The organism is Burkholderia sp. AU27893 (assembly GCF_002223205.1).
GTDB lineage: Bacteria > Pseudomonadota > Gammaproteobacteria > Burkholderiales > Burkholderiaceae > Burkholderia.
In genome coordinates, this window is the sequence record NZ_NKFD01000001.1 from 134,513 (window position 1) to 151,904 (window position 17,392).

Genomic DNA, 17,392 nt, shown 5'->3' on the forward strand with positions numbered 1-17,392 from the left:
TTCAGTGCTTGTCAAGACTTGACTTATACACATTTTCCACGTTGCAGCGCGGTAGAGCCCTGTATCGGTCAATTTGTCTCGCTATGGTTCGGTAATTTGAATAGCAGCCTTATGGCATAAGGCTTCGCGGGGCACCGCAACAAGCGGGCAAAATCAGCGGAAAGCGCGGCCCGGCGCGCGTTGCGGCCGTCGAGCGGCGAGTTCTCAACAAAGTTATCCACAGGCTGGGCAGGGTATACGGCGATTCCTAATGCGAATCCAAAACTTAGCGCCGAATCTGAAGTTTTACTTTAAGTTCGCTGCCCCGATGCGGGCGCGGATGTCGGCCGTCCATGCCCATGCGGCGCATCCCGCCGCCGGAGCGCCGCGATGAGCGGCACCTATCTGCGCGTCGCGCTCGACCATCCGCTCGCCACCCTGTTCGACTACCGCTGCGACGCGCAACCGGCGCCGGGGCCTGGCACGCTCGTTCAGGTGCCGTTCGGCAAGCGGCAGGCCGTCGGGCTCGTCTGCGAAGTGACGACTCACACCGACGTGCCGCCGTCGCGGCTGCGCGCGATCGACGCGATCTGCACCGACCTGCCGCCGTTGTCGCCGGACTGGCTCGCGCTCGTGTCGTTCGCCGCGGATTACTACCAGCGCGGGCGTGGCGAGGTCGCGCTGCCGGCGTTGCCGCAGGCGCTGCGCGATGCCGGGCGCTGGGGGCGGCTGCTCGCGCCCGAGGTGCGGTACCGGCCGACGGAAGCGGGCCGCGCGGCGCTGCCCGATGCATTGCCCGCGCGCGGCGCCGCGCTGCGTCGGCTCGCGCAGGCGCTGGTCGACACCGGCTCGCTGGCGCTGCCCGACGCGCGCGCGCTGCACCCGAAGGCCGCGGCCACGCTCGACGACTGGGCGGCGCGCGGCTGGGTTGACATCGAGGAGATCGGCTGGGCCGATGCGCCTGTGCCCAAAGCTGTGGATAACCTGTTGGCAGCCGGTGGAAGAACTGTGCCGCCGGCGCTCACGGACCAGCAGGCCGAGGCGCTCGACGCAATCCGCGCCGCGCAGGGCTTCGCGCCGTTCCTGCTGCACGGCGTGACGGGCAGCGGCAAGACCGAGGTCTATCTGCATGCGCTCGCGTCGCTGCTTGACGCGCGGCCGGATGCGCAGGCGCTCGTGCTCGTTCCCGAAATCAACCTGACGCCGCAGTTCGAGGCCGCGTTTCGCGCGCGCTTCGCGGGGGCGCTCGCCGACGACGCGATCGTCACGCTGCACAGCGGGCTCGCCGAGGGCGAGCGTGCGCGCAACTGGCTCGCCGCGCATACGGGCCGCGCGCGGATCGTGCTCGGCACGCGCCTCGCGGTGCTCGCGTCGATGCCGACGCTCGCGCTGATCGTCGTCGACGAGGAGCACGAGCCCGCGTACAAGCAGCAGGAAGGGCTGCGCTACTCGGCGCGCGATCTCGCCGTGTGGCGCGCGAAGCAGCTCGGCATCACGGTCGTGCTCGGCTCGGCGACGCCGTCGCTCGAAAGCTGGTGGCAGGCCGAGCAGGGCCGCTACACGCGGCTCACGCTGTCGCGCCGCGCGGTGGCCGACGCGACGCTGCCGACCGTGCGGCTGATCGATCTCGAAGAGGAACGGCGGCGCGGGCGCGCGTCGATGGGCGGGCTGTCGGGGCCGCTCGTCGCGGCGCTGAAGGCGCGGCTCGAGCGCGGCGAACAGAGCCTCGTGTTCCTGAACCGGCGCGGTTACGCGCCGCAGCTCGCGTGCGACGCCTGCGGCTGGGTCGCCGGCTGCCCGCGCTGCAGCGCGTACGTCGTGCTGCACAAGCCCGAGCACGCGCTGCGCTGCCATCACTGCGGCTGGGAAGCGCGCATTCCGCGGTCGTGCCCCGAGTGCGGGAACGTCGACATCGCGCCGCTTGGGCGCGGCACGCAACGCATCGAGGAGGCGCTCGCCGAGGCTGTGCCGGGTGCGCGCGTGCTGCGGATCGACGCGGACAGCACGCGTCGCAAGGGCAGCGCGCAGGCGCTTTTTTCCGATGTGCACGCGGGTGAGGTCGATATCCTCGTCGGCACGCAGATGATCGCGAAGGGGCACGACTTCCAGCGCGTGTCGCTCGTCGGCGTGCTCAATGCCGATACCGCGCTGTTCTCGCATGACTTTCGCGCGAGCGAACGGCTGTTCGCGCAGCTGATGCAGGTGAGCGGCCGTGCGGGGCGTGCCGGGCTGCCGGGCGAGGTGCTCGTGCAGACGCGTTACCCGCGCCACGCGCTGTACCACGCGCTCGGGCGGCAGGATTACGTCGGCTTCGCGAATTCGACGCTCGGCGAGCGCCGCGACGCGCACCTGCCGCCGTTCGTCTACCAGGCGCTGCTGCGCGCCGAAGGGCGCACGCTGGACGCCGCGCTCGCGTTCCTGCTGCAAGCCGCGGCCGTGTTGCCGGGGCTGCCGGGCGCCGATCGCGTGACCGTCTACGACGCGGTGCCGATGACGATCGTCAAGGTCGCGAACGTGCATCGCGCGCAGTTGCTGCTCGAGAGCGCGTCACGGGCGGCGCTGCAGCATGCGCTGCGCGCATGGCAGCCGGAGCTGCGCGCATTGAAAGGCGTGCTGCGATGGAGCGTCGAGGTCGATCCGCTGGATATCTGAGCTGAGCGGCGGCGCGGCATGCGGCCGTCGTGCTGCGTGCCGCTGCGTTGCATTCCCAACCGCCGGGCCGGGTACCCCCGAACCGTCTCTTGCCGCCCGGCCGCACCGTGGCGTTTCACCTTCCGTCGCACTCAGTGCAACCCGTTTTCGTCCGCCGCGACCCGCGCGGAAGGTTGCGCACGCCTGTCAAACCGGCCCGCTCAGGGAAAACACCGATCCTCCGACCACGGGCAACCCCTAGGTTGCAACCGCATAAGTGGCTGATTATATTGAGTAACTTATGGGTGCAACCTATCTCGCAATTTGGTTGCACCTTTTTATTGCGTGCCGTAGGATTTCGCGCATCCTCTCACACCACATTGCCGGGCTCGCACCGGCGCACGAACCCACCATGGCAAGCACGACTCTCGGCGTCAAAGTCGACGACCTTCTCCGCTCGCGCCTCAAGGACGCCGCCGCGCGTCTCGAGCGCACTCCCCACTGGCTGATCAAGCAGGCGATCTTCGCGTATCTCGAGCGGATCGAGCACGGCCAGCTGCCGCCCGAGCTGTCGGGCCACAGCGGCGTGACGGAGCTCGCCGACGGCCAGTCGGCGGACGGCGACGACGACAACTCGCCGCATCCGTTCCTCGAGTTCGCGCAGAACGTGCAACCGCAGTCGGTGCTGCGCGCGGCGATCACGGCGGCGTACCGCCGCCCCGAGCCGGAATGCGTGCCGTTCCTGCTCGGCCAGGCGCGCCTGCCCGCGAACCTGCAGGCGGACGTGCAGGCGCTCGCGACGAAGCTCGTCGAGGCGCTGCGCGAGAAGAGCTCGGGCGGCGGCGTCGAAGGGCTGATCCACGAATTCTCGCTGTCGAGCCAGGAAGGCGTCGCGCTGATGTGCCTCGCCGAAGCGCTGCTGCGCATTCCCGATCGCGCGACCCGCGATGCGCTGATCCGCGACAAGATCAGCAAGGGCGACTGGCGCTCGCACGTCGGCCACGCGCCGTCGCTGTTCGTGAACGCGGCCACGTGGGGGCTGATGATCACCGGCAAGCTCGTGACGACCAACAGCGAAGCGGGGCTGTCGTCGGCGCTGACGCGCCTGATCGGCCGCGGCGGCGAGCCGCTGATCCGCAAGGGCGTCGACATGGCGATGCGCCTGATGGGCGAGCAGTTCGTCACCGGCGAAACGATTTCCGAAGCACTGGCGAACAGCCGCAAGTACGAAGCGCGCGGTTTCCGCTACTCGTACGACATGCTCGGCGAAGCGGCGACGACCGAAGAGGACGCGCAGCGCTACTACGCATCGTACGAACAGGCGATCCACGCGATCGGCAAGGCGGCCGGCGGCCGCGGCATCTACGAAGGCCCGGGCATCTCGATCAAGCTGTCCGCGCTGCACGCACGCTACTCGCGCTCGCAGCAGGACCGCACGATGAGCGAGTTGCTGCCGCGCGTGCGCGCGCTCGCGCTGCTCGCGCGCCGCTACGACATCGGCCTGAACATCGACGCCGAAGAGGCCGACCGCCTCGAACTGTCGCTCGACCTGCTCGAGGCGCTGTGCTTCGATCCGGATCTCGCGGGCTGGAACGGCATCGGCTTCGTCGTGCAGGGCTACCAGAAGCGCTGCCCGTTCGTGATCGACTACCTGATCGATCTCGCGCGCCGCAGCCGTCACCGCCTGATGATCCGCCTCGTGAAGGGCGCGTACTGGGATACCGAGATCAAGCGTGCGCAGGTCGACGGCCTCGAAGGCTATCCGGTCTACACGCGCAAGATCTACACCGACGTGTCGTACCTCGCGTGCGCGAAGAAGCTGCTCGCGGCGCCGGATGCCGTGTACCCGCAGTTCGCGACGCACAACGCGTACACGCTGGCCGCGATCTACCAGCTCGCGGGCCAGAACTACTACCCGGGCCAGTACGAGTTCCAGTGCCTGCACGGGATGGGCGAGCCGCTGTACGAGGAAGTCACCGGCCGCGACAAGCTGAACCGCCCGTGCCGCGTGTACGCACCGGTCGGCACGCACGAGACGCTGCTCGCATACCTGGTGCGCCGCCTGCTCGAGAACGGCGCGAACACGTCGTTCGTGAACCGCATCGCCGATAAAACCGTGTCGGTGAAGGAACTGGTTGCCGACCCGGTCGACGAGGCATCGAAGGTCGTGCCGCTCGGCGCGCCGCACACGAAGATCCCGCTGCCGCGCAACCTGTACGGCGACGAGCGTCCCAACTCGATGGGCCTCGACCTGTCGAACGAACACCGCCTCGCGTCGCTGTCGTCCGCGCTGCTCGCGAGTGCGCATTTCCCGTGGCGCGCCGCGCCGATGCTCGCCGACGACACGCTCGCCGACGCACCGGCCCGCGACGTGCGCAACCCGGCCGACCAGCGCGACCTGGTCGGCACGGTCAGCGAAGCGACGGCCGAACACGTGAGCGCGGCGCTCGCGCACGCGGTGGCCGCCGCGCCGATCTGGCAGGCGACGCCGGTCGATGCGCGTGCCGATTGCCTGGTGCGCGCGGCCGACCTGCTCGAAGCGCAGATGCACACGCTGATGGGCCTGATCGTGCGCGAAGCCGGCAAATCGCTGCCGAACGCGATCGCCGAGATTCGCGAAGCAGTCGACTTCCTGCGCTACTACGCCGCGCAGATCCGCGACGAGTTCTCGAACGACACGCACCGCCCGCTGGGCCCCGTGGTCTGTATCAGCCCGTGGAACTTCCCGCTCGCGATCTTCATGGGGCAGGTCGCCGCGGCACTCGCCGCCGGTAACACGGTGCTCGCGAAGCCGGCCGAACAGACGCCGCTGATCGCCGCGCAGGCCGTGCGCCTGCTGCGCGAGGCCGGCGTGCCGGCCGGTGCAGTGCAGCTGCTGCCGGGCACCGGCGAGACGGTCGGCGCGGCGCTGGTGGCCGATGCGCGTACGCGTGCGGTGATGTTCACCGGCTCGACCGAAGTCGCGCGCCTGATCAACAAGACGCTGTCCGCGCGTCTCGACCCGGACGGCAAGCCGATTCCGCTGATCGCCGAAACGGGCGGCCAGAATGCGATGATCGTCGACTCGTCGGCGCTCGCGGAGCAGGTCGTCGCGGACGTGATGCAGTCGTCGTTCGACTCGGCCGGTCAACGGTGTTCGGCGCTGCGCGTTCTGTGTCTGCAGGACGACGTTGCGGACCGCACGCTGACGATGTTGAAGGGCGCGATGCACGAACTGGCGCTCGGCAATCCCGACCGGCTGTCGACGGACGTCGGCCCGGTGATCGACGGCGAAGCGAAGCAGACGATCGACGCGCACGTCGCGGCGATGAAGGACAAGGGCCACGCGGTCACGCAACTGCCGATGCCCGACGCATGTGCGCACGGCACGTTCGTGCCGCCGACGCTGATCGAGATCGGCAGCATCGACGAGCTGAAGCGCGAAGTGTTCGGCCCGGTGCTGCACGTGGTGCGTTACCGCCGCAGCCAGCTCGACAAGCTGCTGGAGCAGATCCGCGCGACCGGCTATGGCCTGACGCTCGGCATCCACACGCGCATCGACGAGACGATCGCGCACGTGATCTCGAATGCGCACGTCGGCAACATCTACGTGAACCGCAACGTGATCGGCGCGGTGGTCGGCGTGCAGCCGTTCGGCGGCGAAGGGCTGTCGGGCACGGGCCCGAAGGCCGGCGGCGCGCTGTACCTGCAGCGCCTGCTCGCGACGCGTCCGTCGGGCCTGCCGCGTTCGCTCGCGCAGTCGCTGGTGGCGGACGGCGCGGTGGAAGGCGACGCACGCGGCAACCCGGCGGCGGCGCTCACGACGCTGCGCGACTGGCTGATCGAGCAGCGCGAGCCGGCGCTGGCCGCGCGTTGCGACGGCTATCTGGCCCAGGTGCCGGCCGGTGCGACCGCAGTGCTGACCGGTCCGACGGGCGAGCGAAACACGTATACACTCGGCCCGCGCGGCACGGTGTTGTGTGTCGCGGCCACGCCGGGCGGTGCGCGCGCGCAGTTCGCGGCGGTGCTGGCGACCGGTAACCGCGCGCTGTTCGCGGGTGCCGCTGGCGAGGCGCTGGTTGCCGCGCTGCCGGCATCGCTGAAGGCGCACGCGAGCGTGCGCAAGCAGGCCGACGCGCCGTTCGACGCGGTGCTGTTCGAAGGCGACAGCGACGAACTGCAGACGCTCGTGAAGGACGTCGCGCAGCGGCCGGGCCCGATCGTGTCGGTGCAGGGCGTGTCGGTGGGCGCGTTCGAGAACGGCGATGCGGAAGATTACGCGCTGGAACGGCTGCTGACGGAGCGCTCGGTGAGCGTGAACACGGCCGCGGCGGGTGGCAATGCGAATTTGATGACGATCGGCTGATCATCCTTGCCGTTCGGATCAAACATAGGAAGCGGCAAGGCGATCCCGAAGCCGCTCCATTTACCCTGGTACCAAGGAGATGCTATGCAACACACGATGAAAAAGCTGGCAGGCGCGACGTTTGTCGCGGTCATGTCGCTGGCGGGGACGGCCCATGCGGATGACGTGAAGATCGGTTACGCAGGGCCGATGACGGGCGCGCAGGCGCACTACGGCAAGGATATGCAGAACGGGATCGCGCTCGCGATCGAGGATTTCAACGCGACGAGCCCGAAGATCGGCGGCAAGCCGGTGAAGTTCGTGCTCGACACGCAGGACGACCAGGCTGACCCGCGCACCGGCACGACGGTCGCGCAGAAGCTCGTCGACGACGGCATCAAGGGCATGCTCGGCCACTTCAACTCGGGCACGACGATTCCGGCTTCGCGCATCTACGCGAACGCGGGCATTCCGCAGATCGCGATGGCGACCGCACCGGAATACACGCAGCAGGGTTACAAGACGACCTTCCGCATGATGACGTCCGACACGCAGCAGGGCTCGGTGGCCGGCACGTTCGCGTCGAAGGATCTCGGCATGAAGAAGATCGCGATCGTCGACGACCGCACGGCCTACGGCCAGGGTCTCGCCGACCAGTTCGAGAAGGCCGCGAAGGCCGGCGGCGCGACGATCGTCGACCGTGAATTCACGAACGACAAGGCGGTCGACTTCAAGGCGATCCTGACCAAGCTGAAGGCGGCGAAGCCGGATCTCGTCTACTACGGCGGCGCGGATTCGCAGGCGGCACCGATGGTCAAGCAGATGAAGGCGCTCGGCATCACCGCCCCGCTGATGAGCGGCGAAATGGTGAAGACGCCGACGTTCCTGAAGATCGCGGGCAACGCGGCCGACGGCACGATCGCTTCGCTGGCAGGCCTCCCGCTGGAAGAAATGCCGGGCGGCAAGACGTACGCCGACAAGTACAAGAAGCGCTTCGGCGAAGACGTGCAGACGTACTCGCCGTACGCGTACGACGGCGCGATGGCGCTGTTCAACGCGATGAAGAAGGCCGATTCGACCGATCCGGCGAAGTACCTGCCGGTGCTCGCGAAGACCGACATGGCCGGCGTGACGTCGACGCACGTCGCGTATGACGCGAAGGGCGACCTGAAGAACGGCGGCATCACGATGTACAAGGTCGAGAAGGGCGAGTGGAAGCCGCTGAAGAGCATCGGCGGGAAGTAAGCAGCATGTGACGTGACGCGCGGGCGGCGGCGCATGTCGCCGTCCCGTCGATTATGCGAAAAAGCCACCTGGCCGTCGGGCCGGGTGGCTTTTTCTTTTCATACGTCGCTCAGTGCCACGTGCCGGAGTACACCTGCAGGCGGCCGCCGTCGAACGATAGCCACCCGTCGGCATCCGGACCGCGCAGCGGGCCCGACACGGTGAGCGGACGATACGGCCGGTCACCCTGGTGGCCGTCGAGCAGGTAGAGGTTCCGTCCGCTCAGCGCCAGGTAGTAGTGCTGCCCACCGGCTCCCGCGACCTTGAAATAGACGACATGCTTCGTGTCCACGCCGTCGATGCGCACGGGGGCAGGCCCGCTGTCGAACAACAGTGCGCCGCCGCCGACGGCAACGTGGGTCTGCGTCGCATTGCTGACGTGCGGCTTTTCCTGCAGACACTTCAGGTCGGGATTCCCCGGGACCGGGCAGGCGGGTTGCAGGATCCGGAAATCGGCTGGGTGAAAGCCCGCGGCCAGCTCACCGGTACGCAGGAAGATGTGAGCCCCGTCGGTGATGAAGTCCGGCGACAGCATCTTGAGCGTGGGACGCACGTCCGGTCGCGCGTGGATACCCGCGTAGTCGAAGCCGTAGACGCGATTGCCGACGACGGCCAGTTCGTCGCCGAAAAAATCGACGCGGGCGTCGGGTGCGATGCCCGCGATCGGGTTGCCCCCATAGTAGAGATGTCGCGAATCGCGCGCCCAGTCCGTGCGAAACCGTGCGCCGGCAGGCAGGAACGTGCGGAACGTATCGGGGTCGGCGCCGTCGATCCGCATGACGACGGGGCCGCTGATCGTGCTTGTCCCCTCGAAATCCTCGGTCGCGTGAAAGACCGACACGCCGTCGGTTGCATAGGTGGCGCGCCATCGCTCGTTTCGCTGGGCAGCGTCGCTTGCCGCATCGTCGATCAGGCGGAACTGCGCGCCGCGCTCGGAAATCGGGTAGTAATTGACGTGACGCCTGTTACTGACGACGCGCAACGATTCCGGTACAAAGCAGCCCGGCGGGTCGATGATCGGGCCGCCTCCGACCGTCGTTCGTCCGCATTCCGGTTTGCCCGAAAAGTCGAACGCGCGGACGTAGTAGGCCCGATTGTCGACGACTGCGAAGTCGGCGCCGCGCATGTCCGATGGTCGGACCCGGCATCGGGCCGACGGTCCGGCTTCGAACGTGTCGTGATCATCGTAGAACGTATACGGTCGTGCGGGGTTGGCGGGCCCGATGCGACGATAAAAGGTCTCTTCGCAATGGTTGATCGTCATCCCGGCGTGGGCAGGGACGGTATGCAGACCGAGCAGAAGCAGCAGGCCGAGCAGGCTGGCGCGTGGTGTCATGTCGCTTTCGTATGAGTCGGGGGATGCCCCGGAACGGGTTCGACGCCATTCTAGGGTCCGTCGAATCCCGTCGGCAATTCGCAGCCGGCCCCGGGCCTTGCCGCCGCGGCGCGGAAGCGCAACGCGAGCCTCTCCGGCGCCTGCGCTCAGTCGCGCCGCACCCGCAGCAGGAACTTCTGCAGCTTGCCCGTCGGCGTGCGCGGCAGCGCCTGCGCGAACGTGAATTCGCGCGGGATCTTGTACGCGGCCAGCCGCTCGCCGCAGAACGCGCGCAGTGCATCCGCGTTGGGCACGCTGCCCGCGCGCAGCACCACGTGCGCGACGACCGTCTCGCCCCAGTCGGGATGCGGGACGCCGACGACCGCCGCCTCGGCGATGTCCGGGTGCGCCCCGAGCACGTCCTCCACCTCCTTCGAATAGACGTTCTCGCCGCCTGTCACGATCATGTCCTTCAGCCTGTCGACGATGAACAGATAGCCATCCTGATCTATCCGCGCGATGTCGCCGGTGCGATACCAGCCGTCCGGCGCGAACGCGGCGCGCGTCGCGGCCGCATCGTCGAGATAGCCGAGCATCATGCTGTCGGTCTTCAGCCAGATCTCGCCGGTCTCGCCTGGTTGTGCGTCGAGGCCGTCCATCCGCACGACGCGCAGGTCGACGCCCGGGCCGCCGGTGCGGCCGATCGAACCGGCCTTCGCGATCTGCTCGTCCGGATACAGCGTCGTGCCGGCCGGCCCGGCTTCCGTCATGCCGTACACCTGGAAGAACGCGTTGCTGCGATACGCACGCGTGAGACGCTCGGCCTGCGCGGGGCCGATCGGGCCGCCACCGTACAGCCACGCGCGCACGCTCGACAGGTCGAACGCCGCGAAGCCGTCGACCGTGTCGAGCGGCAGCAGGTACGACACCGGCGCGCCGAAATACAGCGTCACGCGCTCGCGCTCGACGGCCTGCAGGAAGCGCAGCGGATGATATTCGCGCAGCAGCACGACGGTTCCGCCCGCGACTAGCGTGCCGCCGAACCAGTTGTTGAGCGGCGACGAATGCCAGATCGGCATCGCCATCAGCGTGCGCTCGTGGCGGCCGATGCCGGTCGCGAGCGCCGCCTGCATCGCCGCGAGCGTAACGGTGCGGTGGCTGTGCACGCAGCCTTTCGGGTGGCCGGTCGTGCCGGACGTATAGAGGATCTGCGCGATGTCGTCGTCGGCCGGCTCGATGCCCGCGAGGCCGTCCATCGTCGCGCACAGCGTGTCGAAGCACGGCACGCCGTCGAGTTCGCCTTCGGTCACGAGCCGCCGCGCGGGATGCACGAGCCGTTCGACCACCGGCGCAAGCGCCACGTCGAACAGCAGCGCCTTGCTGCGGCTGTGTTCGAGCACGTAGTCGACTTCCGGCGCCTGCAGCTTGTGGTTGACCGGCACGAACGTCGCGCCGAGCCGCCACGCGCCGAACATCAGGTCGACGAACGCCGGCGTGTTGAAGCACATCGCGGCGACGCGGTCGCCGGCCGCGACGCCGAGCGCGCTCAGCACGGCTGCCGCGCGGTGCGAGCGCTCGCGCGCGGCGGCATAGGTGATCGTCGCGGATTCGCTGACGAGGAATGGCTGGTCGGGCGTCGCACGGGCGGCGCGGTCGAGGGCGGCGACGAGGTTCATCGTGACTCCGGGCGGGCGGGCGAAGGCGAACTGGGCCTTACCAAGCTATCCAAAGGGCATCAGGCCGGGTACGCGCGCTGCAGCAGCGCGGCGACGTCGATCGCGTGCGGATCGAAGCCGCCCGCGATGCGGCCCCAGTCGGGCGCGGCGAGCCGCGTCGCAACGAACGCGTCGGCGACGGCCGCCGGCGCATCGCGGCGCAGCAGGCACGCCTGCGCGAGCACCGCGAGCCGCTGCGCGAACACGCGGCCCGACGCCTCGAGCGTGTCGGCCGGCGCCGCGAGCATCGCGCGCAGCGCATCGAGCGCCGTGCGGATGCGCGGTTCGCCCGCGCCGAGATCGGCGAGTTCGGCGAACAGGGCGGCGGCCGCGTCGGGCTCGCGCGATATCGCGCGCAGCACGTCGAGGCACATCACGTTGCCGGAGCCTTCCCAGATCGAGTTGACGGGCGCCTCGCGGAACAGCCGCGCGATCGGGCCGTCGTCGACGTAGCCGTTGCCGCCGAACACTTCCATCACCTCGCCGGTCAGCTCGACCGCGCGCTTGCACACCCAGAATTTCGCGGCGGGCGTGACGATGCGCTTCCATGCGCGTTCGCGCGGCGAGTCGTCGCGCTCGAACGCATCGGCGAGACGCATCGAGAGGGACAGCGCGGCCTCGCTTTCGAGCGCGAGATCGGCGAGCACGGTGCGCATCAGCGGCTGCTCGGCGAGCGCGCGGCCGAACGCATGACGCTGGCGCGTGTACGCGATCGCCTGCACGACGCCCTGGCGCAGCATCGCCGCGCTGCCGAGCACGCAGTTCAGCCGCGTGGTGGTGGCCATCTCGATGATGGTCGGGATGCCGCGGCCTTCGTCGCCGAGCATGATGCCCCACGCGTCGTTCAGCTCGATCTCGCTGCTCGAGTTGCTGCGGTTGCCGACCTTGTCCTTCAGCCGCTGGATCTCGACCGCGTTCTTGGTGCCGTCCGGCCGCCAGCGCGGCACGTAGAAGCACGACGGGCTGCCGGCTTCGGTGCGTGCGACGACGAGGTGGGCATCGCACATCGGCGCCGAGAAAAACCACTTGTGGCCGCGCAGCCGGTATTCGCCGCCGCGTCCGCCCGCGCCGACGGCGCTCGCGAGCGTCGTGTTCGCGCGCACGTCGGAGCCGCCCTGTTTCTCGGTCATGCCCATGCCGAACCAGATCGAGCGCTTGTCGGCGACCGGCACGTCGCGCGGATCGTAGTCGTTGCTGTAGAGCTTGTCGCGCAGCAGGTCCCACAGCGCGGGCTCCTTCTGCAGCACGGGAATCGCGGCCTGCGTCATCGTCGCCGGGCACAGCGTGCCGGCCTCGATCTGGCCATGCAGGTAGAAGCCGGCCGCGGTCGCGGCCCAGCGGCCGCGGCGCGTGTCGCGGAACGCGAGCGACACGAAACCTTCGTGGCGGTACTGGCCGAGCAGCGTGTGCCAGGCCGGGTGGAAGTCGACGCGGTCGATGCGCCGGCCGCGCCGGTCGAAGGTGTGCAGTTCCGGCGTGTGGCGGTTCGCCTCGTCGGCGAGGCGCGCGGTGTCGGCGCTGCCGAGCCGCGCGCCGTACGCGTCGAGCTGCGGCACGGCCCAGTCGGCGCCCGCGCGGGTGAGCGCATCGCGCAGCGCGATGTCCGTCGCGAAGAGGTTATAGTCGACCAGTTCGTCGAACTGGTTCGTGACGGCGTGAGTCGATTCGGTCATCGAGGTGTCTCCGGTCTCATGCTGCGCGGGCGGCCGGCGTCATGCCGCACGGATGACGCTTCGGCGCCGGCTCCGGCCCCCGGTAAAACGCATGCCCTGCTGATTTCCAGAGTAGCAAATATGCCGCCGCGACATGTTCAGGTTCCGGCGCCGCCCGGCCAGCCGGCGGCGCAACCCGCGCCCGCCTTGCGCCGCCGGCCGCGCCAGTCGCGCGCGCAGGCGAGTTCCGACGCGCTGCAGCAGGCGTTCGTTCAGCTTTTGCTCGAACGCGGCTACGCGAAGGCGACGATCCGCGAGATCGCGGCGGTCGCGGGCGTGAGCATCGGCACCTTCTACGAATACTTCGGCGACAAGCAGAGCCTCGCGGCGCTCTGCATCCATCGGCACGTACAGGCGTTGGCCGACCGGCTGCGCGACGCCATCGCGCGATTGCACGGCGCGCCGCGGGCCGAACTCGCCGCCGCGCTCGTCGACCTGCAGGTCGACGCGATCGGCGCCGACGCGGCGCTGTGGGGCGCGCTGTTCGCGCTGGAGCGGCAGGTGTCGCCGCTCACCGCCTACCGCCGGCATTACGACGCGTACGTCGCGCTGTGGCGCGACGCACTCGCGCACGCGGCCGATCCGCCGCCGGCCGCACGGCTCGACGGGCTCGCGCGGATGGCGCATACGATCTGCTACGGCGGGCTTTCGCAGGCGTTGCTGACGCTCGGGCCCGCGTTCGACATCGCCGCGCTGCGCAGCGAACTGCGGGCCGTGCTGCTCGCCTACCTGGCGGCGGCCGGCCGGTAGCAGGCCCTAGGGGAAATGCCTGATTCGCATGTCGCCCCGACAGGCTAGCCTTGCCGCTGCGTACCCCTTCCCACGGGCCATGAGAAAAATGCATGGCCGCCATGACGAACTTTCGATTGTCGACCGATATTGGCTCGGGCTAAATCGTGCGACAGATGCAGGCCGTGCGTGTTGCGCGCGGCCGCCCGAAGGACATCAGAAGGAGGAGTCATGCGAAGCGCGACCGCGCCCCGTTCGAAACTGCCCGACGTCGGGACGACGATCTTCACGGTGATCGGCCAACTGGCTGCCCGGCACGATGCGTTGAACCTGTCGCAGGGGGCGCCGAATTTCGCGCCCGATCCGGCGCTCGTCGAAGGCGTCGCGCGCGCGATGCGCGACGGGCACAACCAGTACGCGCCGATGGCCGGCGTCATGGCGCTGCGCGAGCGGCTCGCCGAAAAGACCGACGCGCTGTACGGCACGCACTACGATCCGGCGACCGAGATCACGGTGATCGCGAGCGCGAGCGAAGGGCTCTATGCGGCGATCAGCGCGCTCGTGCATCCGGGCGACGAGGTGATCTACTTCGAGCCGTCGTTCGACAGCTATGCGCCGATCGTGCGGCTGCAGGGCGCGACGCCGGTGGCGATCAAGCTGTCGCCCGAGCATTTCCGCGTGAACTGGGACGAAGTCGCCGCGGCGATCAACCCGCGCACGCGGATGATCATCGTCAACACGCCGCACAACCCGACCGCGACGGTGTTTTCCGCCGACGATCTCGAACGGCTCGCGCAGCTCACGCGCGATACCGGCATCGTGATCCTGTCCGACGAGGTCTACGAGCACGTCGTGTTCGACGGCGCGCAGCACCAGAGCATGGCGCGCCATCGCGAGCTGGCCGAGCGCAGCGTGATCGTGTCGTCGTTCGGCAAGTCGTTCCACGTGACGGGCTGGCGGGTCGGCTATTGCCTCGCGCCGGCCGAGCTGATGGACGAGATCCGCAAGGTGCACCAGTTCATGGTGTTCGCGGCCGACACGCCGATGCAGGTCGCGTTCGCGGAGATCCTCGCGCGGCCGGACAGCTATCTCGGCCTGTCGGCGTTCTACCAGGCCAAGCGCGACCTGCTCTCGCGCGAGCTGGCCGATTCTCGTTTCGAACTGCTGCCGAGCGAAGGCTCGTTCTTCATGCTCGCGCGCTTCCGGCACTTCTCGGACGAAAGCGACAGCGATTTCGTGCTGCGCCTGATCCGCGACGCGCGCGTCGCGACGATTCCGCTGTCGGCGTTCTATACCGACGGCACCGACGCCGGCGTGATCCGGCTCAGTTTCTCGAAGGACGACGCGACGCTGATCGAAGGCGCGCGGCGGCTGCGTTCGCTGTAAGGCCCGTACGGAAACCGGCGACGGGCACCCGGCGACGGGACGTCGCACCGACCAGACACAGGAGATCACGATGAAGCACACGGCCACCCTGAAACTCGCGTTCGCACTCGCGTGCGCCATCGGCTCGGGCGCGGCGCTCGCCGAGGCGCAGACGCTGCGCTTCGGCCTCGAAGCGCAATATCCGCCGTTCGAATCGAAAGCGCCGAACGGCGACCTGCAGGGCTTCGACATCGACGTCGGCAATGCCGTCTGCCAGACGGCGAAGCTCTCGTGCAAATGGGTCGAGACGTCGTTCGACGGCCTGATTCCCGCGCTGCAGGGCCGCAAGTTCGACGCGATCAACTCGGCGATGAACGCGACCGAGCAGCGGCGCCAGGCGATCGACTTCACGACGATCATCTATCGCGTGCCGACCCAGTTGATCGCACGCACCAGCAGCGGCCTGCTGCCGACGCCGGAATCGCTCAAAAGCAAGCGCGTCGGCGTGCTGCAGGCGTCGATCCAGGAAACCTTCGCGAAGGCGCACTGGGAGCCGGCGGGCGTCGCGGTCGTCGCGTACCAGGACCAGAACCAGGCGTACGCGGACCTCGTGGCCGGCCGTCTCGACGCGACGCTCGTGCTCGCCCCGTCCGGCCAGCGCGGCTTCCTGTCGCGTCCGGACGGCAAGGGCTTCTCGTTCGTCGGCCAGCCCGTGCGCGACGACAAGATTCTCGGCAATGGCATCGCATTCGGGCTGCGTAAAGGCGACAGCGCGCTGAAGGCGAAGCTCGACGCGGCGATCGACAAGCTGAAGGCGGACGGCACGGTGAAGTCGCTCGGCCTGAAGTATTTCGGCGATATCGACATCTCGGCGAAGTAAGCGGAGCCGCGCGCGATGCAGAACGGGAACACGGCCGCCGCGGGTGGCAAACAGGGCCGCGCATCGTTGTCGGGTGACGCGATCGAAGCCGTGCTCGTCGCCGAACTGGGCGATGCGCTCGTGACGCGCGCGGTGGATATCGATCCGCGTTACTTCACCGCGTACAACGAGCCGGCCGGCGTGCGGCCGCGTGCGCTGGTGCGACCGCGCAGTGTCGACGACGTGTCGCGCACGCTCGCGCTGTGTGCGCGGCTCGGCCAGCCGGTCGTGCCGCAGGGCGGTTTGACCGGACTCGCGCGCGGTGCGGTCGCGCTCGGCGGCGAGGTGGTGCTGTCGATGGAGCGCTTCGCGGGCATCGAGGCGCTCGACGCGGCGGCCGGCACGATGACGGTACGCGCCGGAACGCCGCTGCAGACGGTGCAGGAAGCCTCGGAAGCGGCGGGTTTCACGTTCGGCGTCGATCTCGGCGCACGCGGCTCGTGCCAGATCGGCGGCATGCTCGCGACCAATGCGGGCGGCACGCGCGCGATCCGCTACGGGATGATGCGCGAGCAGGTGCTCGGGCTCGAGGCCGTGCTCGCGGACGGCACGGTCGTGTCTTCGATGAACCGGATGCTGAAGAACAACGCGGGCTACGACCTCAAGCAGCTGTTCATCGGCAGCGAAGGGACGCTCGGCGTCGTCACGCGCGCGGTGCTGCGGCTGCATCCGCTGCTGGCCGCGCCGGCCACGGCGCTCTGCCGCGTGCGCGACTACGACGCGGTCGTCGCGCTGTGGAACAGCGTGCGCATGTTGCCGGAGGTCGTCAGTTTCGAGGCGATGTGGCCGGCGTTCTACGACTACGTCGCGCGTCATACGCCGGGTGTTTCGGCACCGTTCGTCGGCGACGATGGTTTCGCGATCCTGATCGAATGCGCGACGAGCGCGCCGGGCGGCGATGCGCACCAGGCGCTGGAAGCCGGTCTCGCGGCGGGGTTCGACGCAGGGCTCGTGGAGGATGCGGTGCTCGCGACGTCGGAGCGGCAGGCGCGTGACTTGTGGACGCTGCGCGAAGGCCTCGCGATCGACGCGCTGCCGCGGCTCGTCAACTTCGACGTGAGCCTGCCGACGGGCGAACTCGGCGCATTCGCCGAGCGTTGCGAGGCGGCATTGCGGGCGCGCTGGCCGGACGTCACGTGCCTGTTCTTCGGCCATGTCGGCGACGGCAACGTGCATATCGGTGTGTCGCTGGCCGTGATGACCGACACGGACCTCGATGCGCTCGATCACTGCGTGTACGCGGTGGTGCGTGACATGGGCGGCTCGGTGTCGGCCGAGCACGGGATCGGCGTGCTCAAGCGCCCCTATCTCGCGCACACGCGCAGCGACGCGGAAATCGGATTGATGCGACGCCTGAAGGCCGCGCTGGATCCGCTCGGCATCCTGAACCCCGGCAAGGTGCTTTGATCGGGGTGACGC

At 68.9% G+C, this 17,392-nt stretch carries 10 protein-coding genes; 7 read left to right on the forward strand and 3 right to left on the reverse strand.

Annotation, left to right across the window (positions count from 1 at the left end; all coding sequences use genetic code 11):
• Positions 1-369 precede the first annotated feature (369 nt).
• From CFB47_RS00615 to CFB47_RS00625, 3 genes are all read left to right on the forward strand, one after another.
• Positions 370-2,631: a primosomal protein N' gene (locus CFB47_RS00615; RefSeq protein ID WP_089460248.1), complete on the forward strand. Its 2,262-nt coding sequence runs from the start codon at positions 370-372 to the stop codon at positions 2,629-2,631.
• A 391-nt stretch (positions 2,632-3,022) separates the two neighbouring features.
• Positions 3,023-6,955: a trifunctional transcriptional regulator/proline dehydrogenase/L-glutamate gamma-semialdehyde dehydrogenase gene (gene putA / locus CFB47_RS00620; RefSeq protein WP_089438927.1), complete on the forward strand. Its 3,933-nt coding sequence runs from the start codon at positions 3,023-3,025 to the stop codon at positions 6,953-6,955.
• Between the two features lie 84 nt (positions 6,956-7,039).
• Positions 7,040-8,179 carry a branched-chain amino acid ABC transporter substrate-binding protein gene (locus CFB47_RS00625; protein WP_089438928.1) on the forward strand — a complete coding sequence of 380 codons (1,140 nt, stop codon included), beginning with the start codon at positions 7,040-7,042 and terminating at the stop codon, positions 8,177-8,179.
• Between the two features lie 109 nt (positions 8,180-8,288).
• Here the strand turns inward: CFB47_RS00625 and CFB47_RS00630 are convergent, their stop codons facing one another.
• The 3 genes from CFB47_RS00630 to CFB47_RS00640 all read right to left on the reverse strand — a co-directional run bounded on the left by CFB47_RS00630 (position 8,289) and on the right by CFB47_RS00640 (position 12,921).
• Entirely contained in the window at positions 8,289-9,554 is a 1,266-nt protein-coding gene (locus CFB47_RS00630) for a hypothetical protein (protein ID WP_089460249.1), read from the reverse strand.
• 146 nt (positions 9,555-9,700) lie between these two features.
• Positions 9,701-11,209 carry a class I adenylate-forming enzyme family protein gene (locus CFB47_RS00635; protein ID WP_089460250.1) on the reverse strand — a complete coding sequence of 503 codons (1,509 nt, stop codon included), beginning with the start codon at positions 11,207-11,209 and terminating at the stop codon, positions 9,701-9,703.
• 59 nt (positions 11,210-11,268) lie between these two features.
• A complete protein-coding gene (locus CFB47_RS00640; RefSeq protein WP_089460251.1) occupies positions 11,269-12,921 on the reverse strand; it encodes an acyl-CoA dehydrogenase family protein in 1,653 nt (550 codons plus the stop codon).
• 120 nt (positions 12,922-13,041) lie between these two features.
• On the opposite strand from CFB47_RS00640, the gene CFB47_RS00645 reads away from it, so the two are divergent.
• The 4 genes from CFB47_RS00645 (at position 13,042) to CFB47_RS00660 (ending at position 17,380) form a co-directional block, all read left to right on the forward strand.
• Positions 13,042-13,710 (forward strand): TetR/AcrR family transcriptional regulator, encoded by a 669-nt coding sequence (locus CFB47_RS00645; RefSeq protein ID WP_089460252.1) that lies wholly within the window; start codon positions 13,042-13,044, stop codon positions 13,708-13,710.
• A 210-nt stretch (positions 13,711-13,920) separates the two neighbouring features.
• Positions 13,921-15,075, forward strand: a complete 1,155-nt coding sequence (locus tag CFB47_RS00650) for a pyridoxal phosphate-dependent aminotransferase (RefSeq protein ID WP_089438932.1) — start codon at positions 13,921-13,923, stop codon at positions 15,073-15,075.
• 70 nt (positions 15,076-15,145) lie between these two features.
• Entirely contained in the window at positions 15,146-15,934 is a 789-nt protein-coding gene (locus CFB47_RS00655; protein WP_089460253.1) for an ABC transporter substrate-binding protein, read from the forward strand.
• Between the two features lie 15 nt (positions 15,935-15,949).
• Positions 15,950-17,380 (forward strand): FAD-binding oxidoreductase, encoded by a 1,431-nt coding sequence (locus CFB47_RS00660; RefSeq protein WP_089460254.1) that lies wholly within the window; start codon positions 15,950-15,952, stop codon positions 17,378-17,380.
• The last annotated feature ends 12 nt before the right edge of the window (positions 17,381-17,392 follow it).

Bases quoted from the DNA above. Each gene is read 5' to 3' on its own strand.
- CFB47_RS00615 (WP_089460248.1), top strand. From the start codon at position 370: ATGAGCGGCACCTATCTGCGCGTCGCGCTCGACCATCCGCTCGCCACC.
- putA (WP_089438927.1), top strand. From the start codon at position 3,023: ATGGCAAGCACGACTCTCGGCGTCAAAGTCGACGACCTTCTCCGCTCG.
- CFB47_RS00625 (WP_089438928.1), top strand. From the start codon at position 7,040: ATGCAACACACGATGAAAAAGCTGGCAGGCGCGACGTTTGTCGCGGTC.
- CFB47_RS00630 (WP_089460249.1), bottom strand. From the start codon at position 9,554: ATGACACCACGCGCCAGCCTGCTCGGCCTGCTGCTTCTGCTCGGTCTG.
- CFB47_RS00635 (WP_089460250.1), bottom strand. From the start codon at position 11,209: ATGAACCTCGTCGCCGCCCTCGACCGCGCCGCCCGTGCGACGCCCGAC.
- CFB47_RS00640 (WP_089460251.1), bottom strand. From the start codon at position 12,921: ATGACCGAATCGACTCACGCCGTCACGAACCAGTTCGACGAACTGGTC.
- CFB47_RS00645 (WP_089460252.1), top strand. From the start codon at position 13,042: ATGCCGCCGCGACATGTTCAGGTTCCGGCGCCGCCCGGCCAGCCGGCG.
- CFB47_RS00650 (WP_089438932.1), top strand. From the start codon at position 13,921: ATGCGAAGCGCGACCGCGCCCCGTTCGAAACTGCCCGACGTCGGGACG.
- CFB47_RS00655 (WP_089460253.1), top strand. From the start codon at position 15,146: ATGAAGCACACGGCCACCCTGAAACTCGCGTTCGCACTCGCGTGCGCC.
- CFB47_RS00660 (WP_089460254.1), top strand. From the start codon at position 15,950: ATGCAGAACGGGAACACGGCCGCCGCGGGTGGCAAACAGGGCCGCGCA.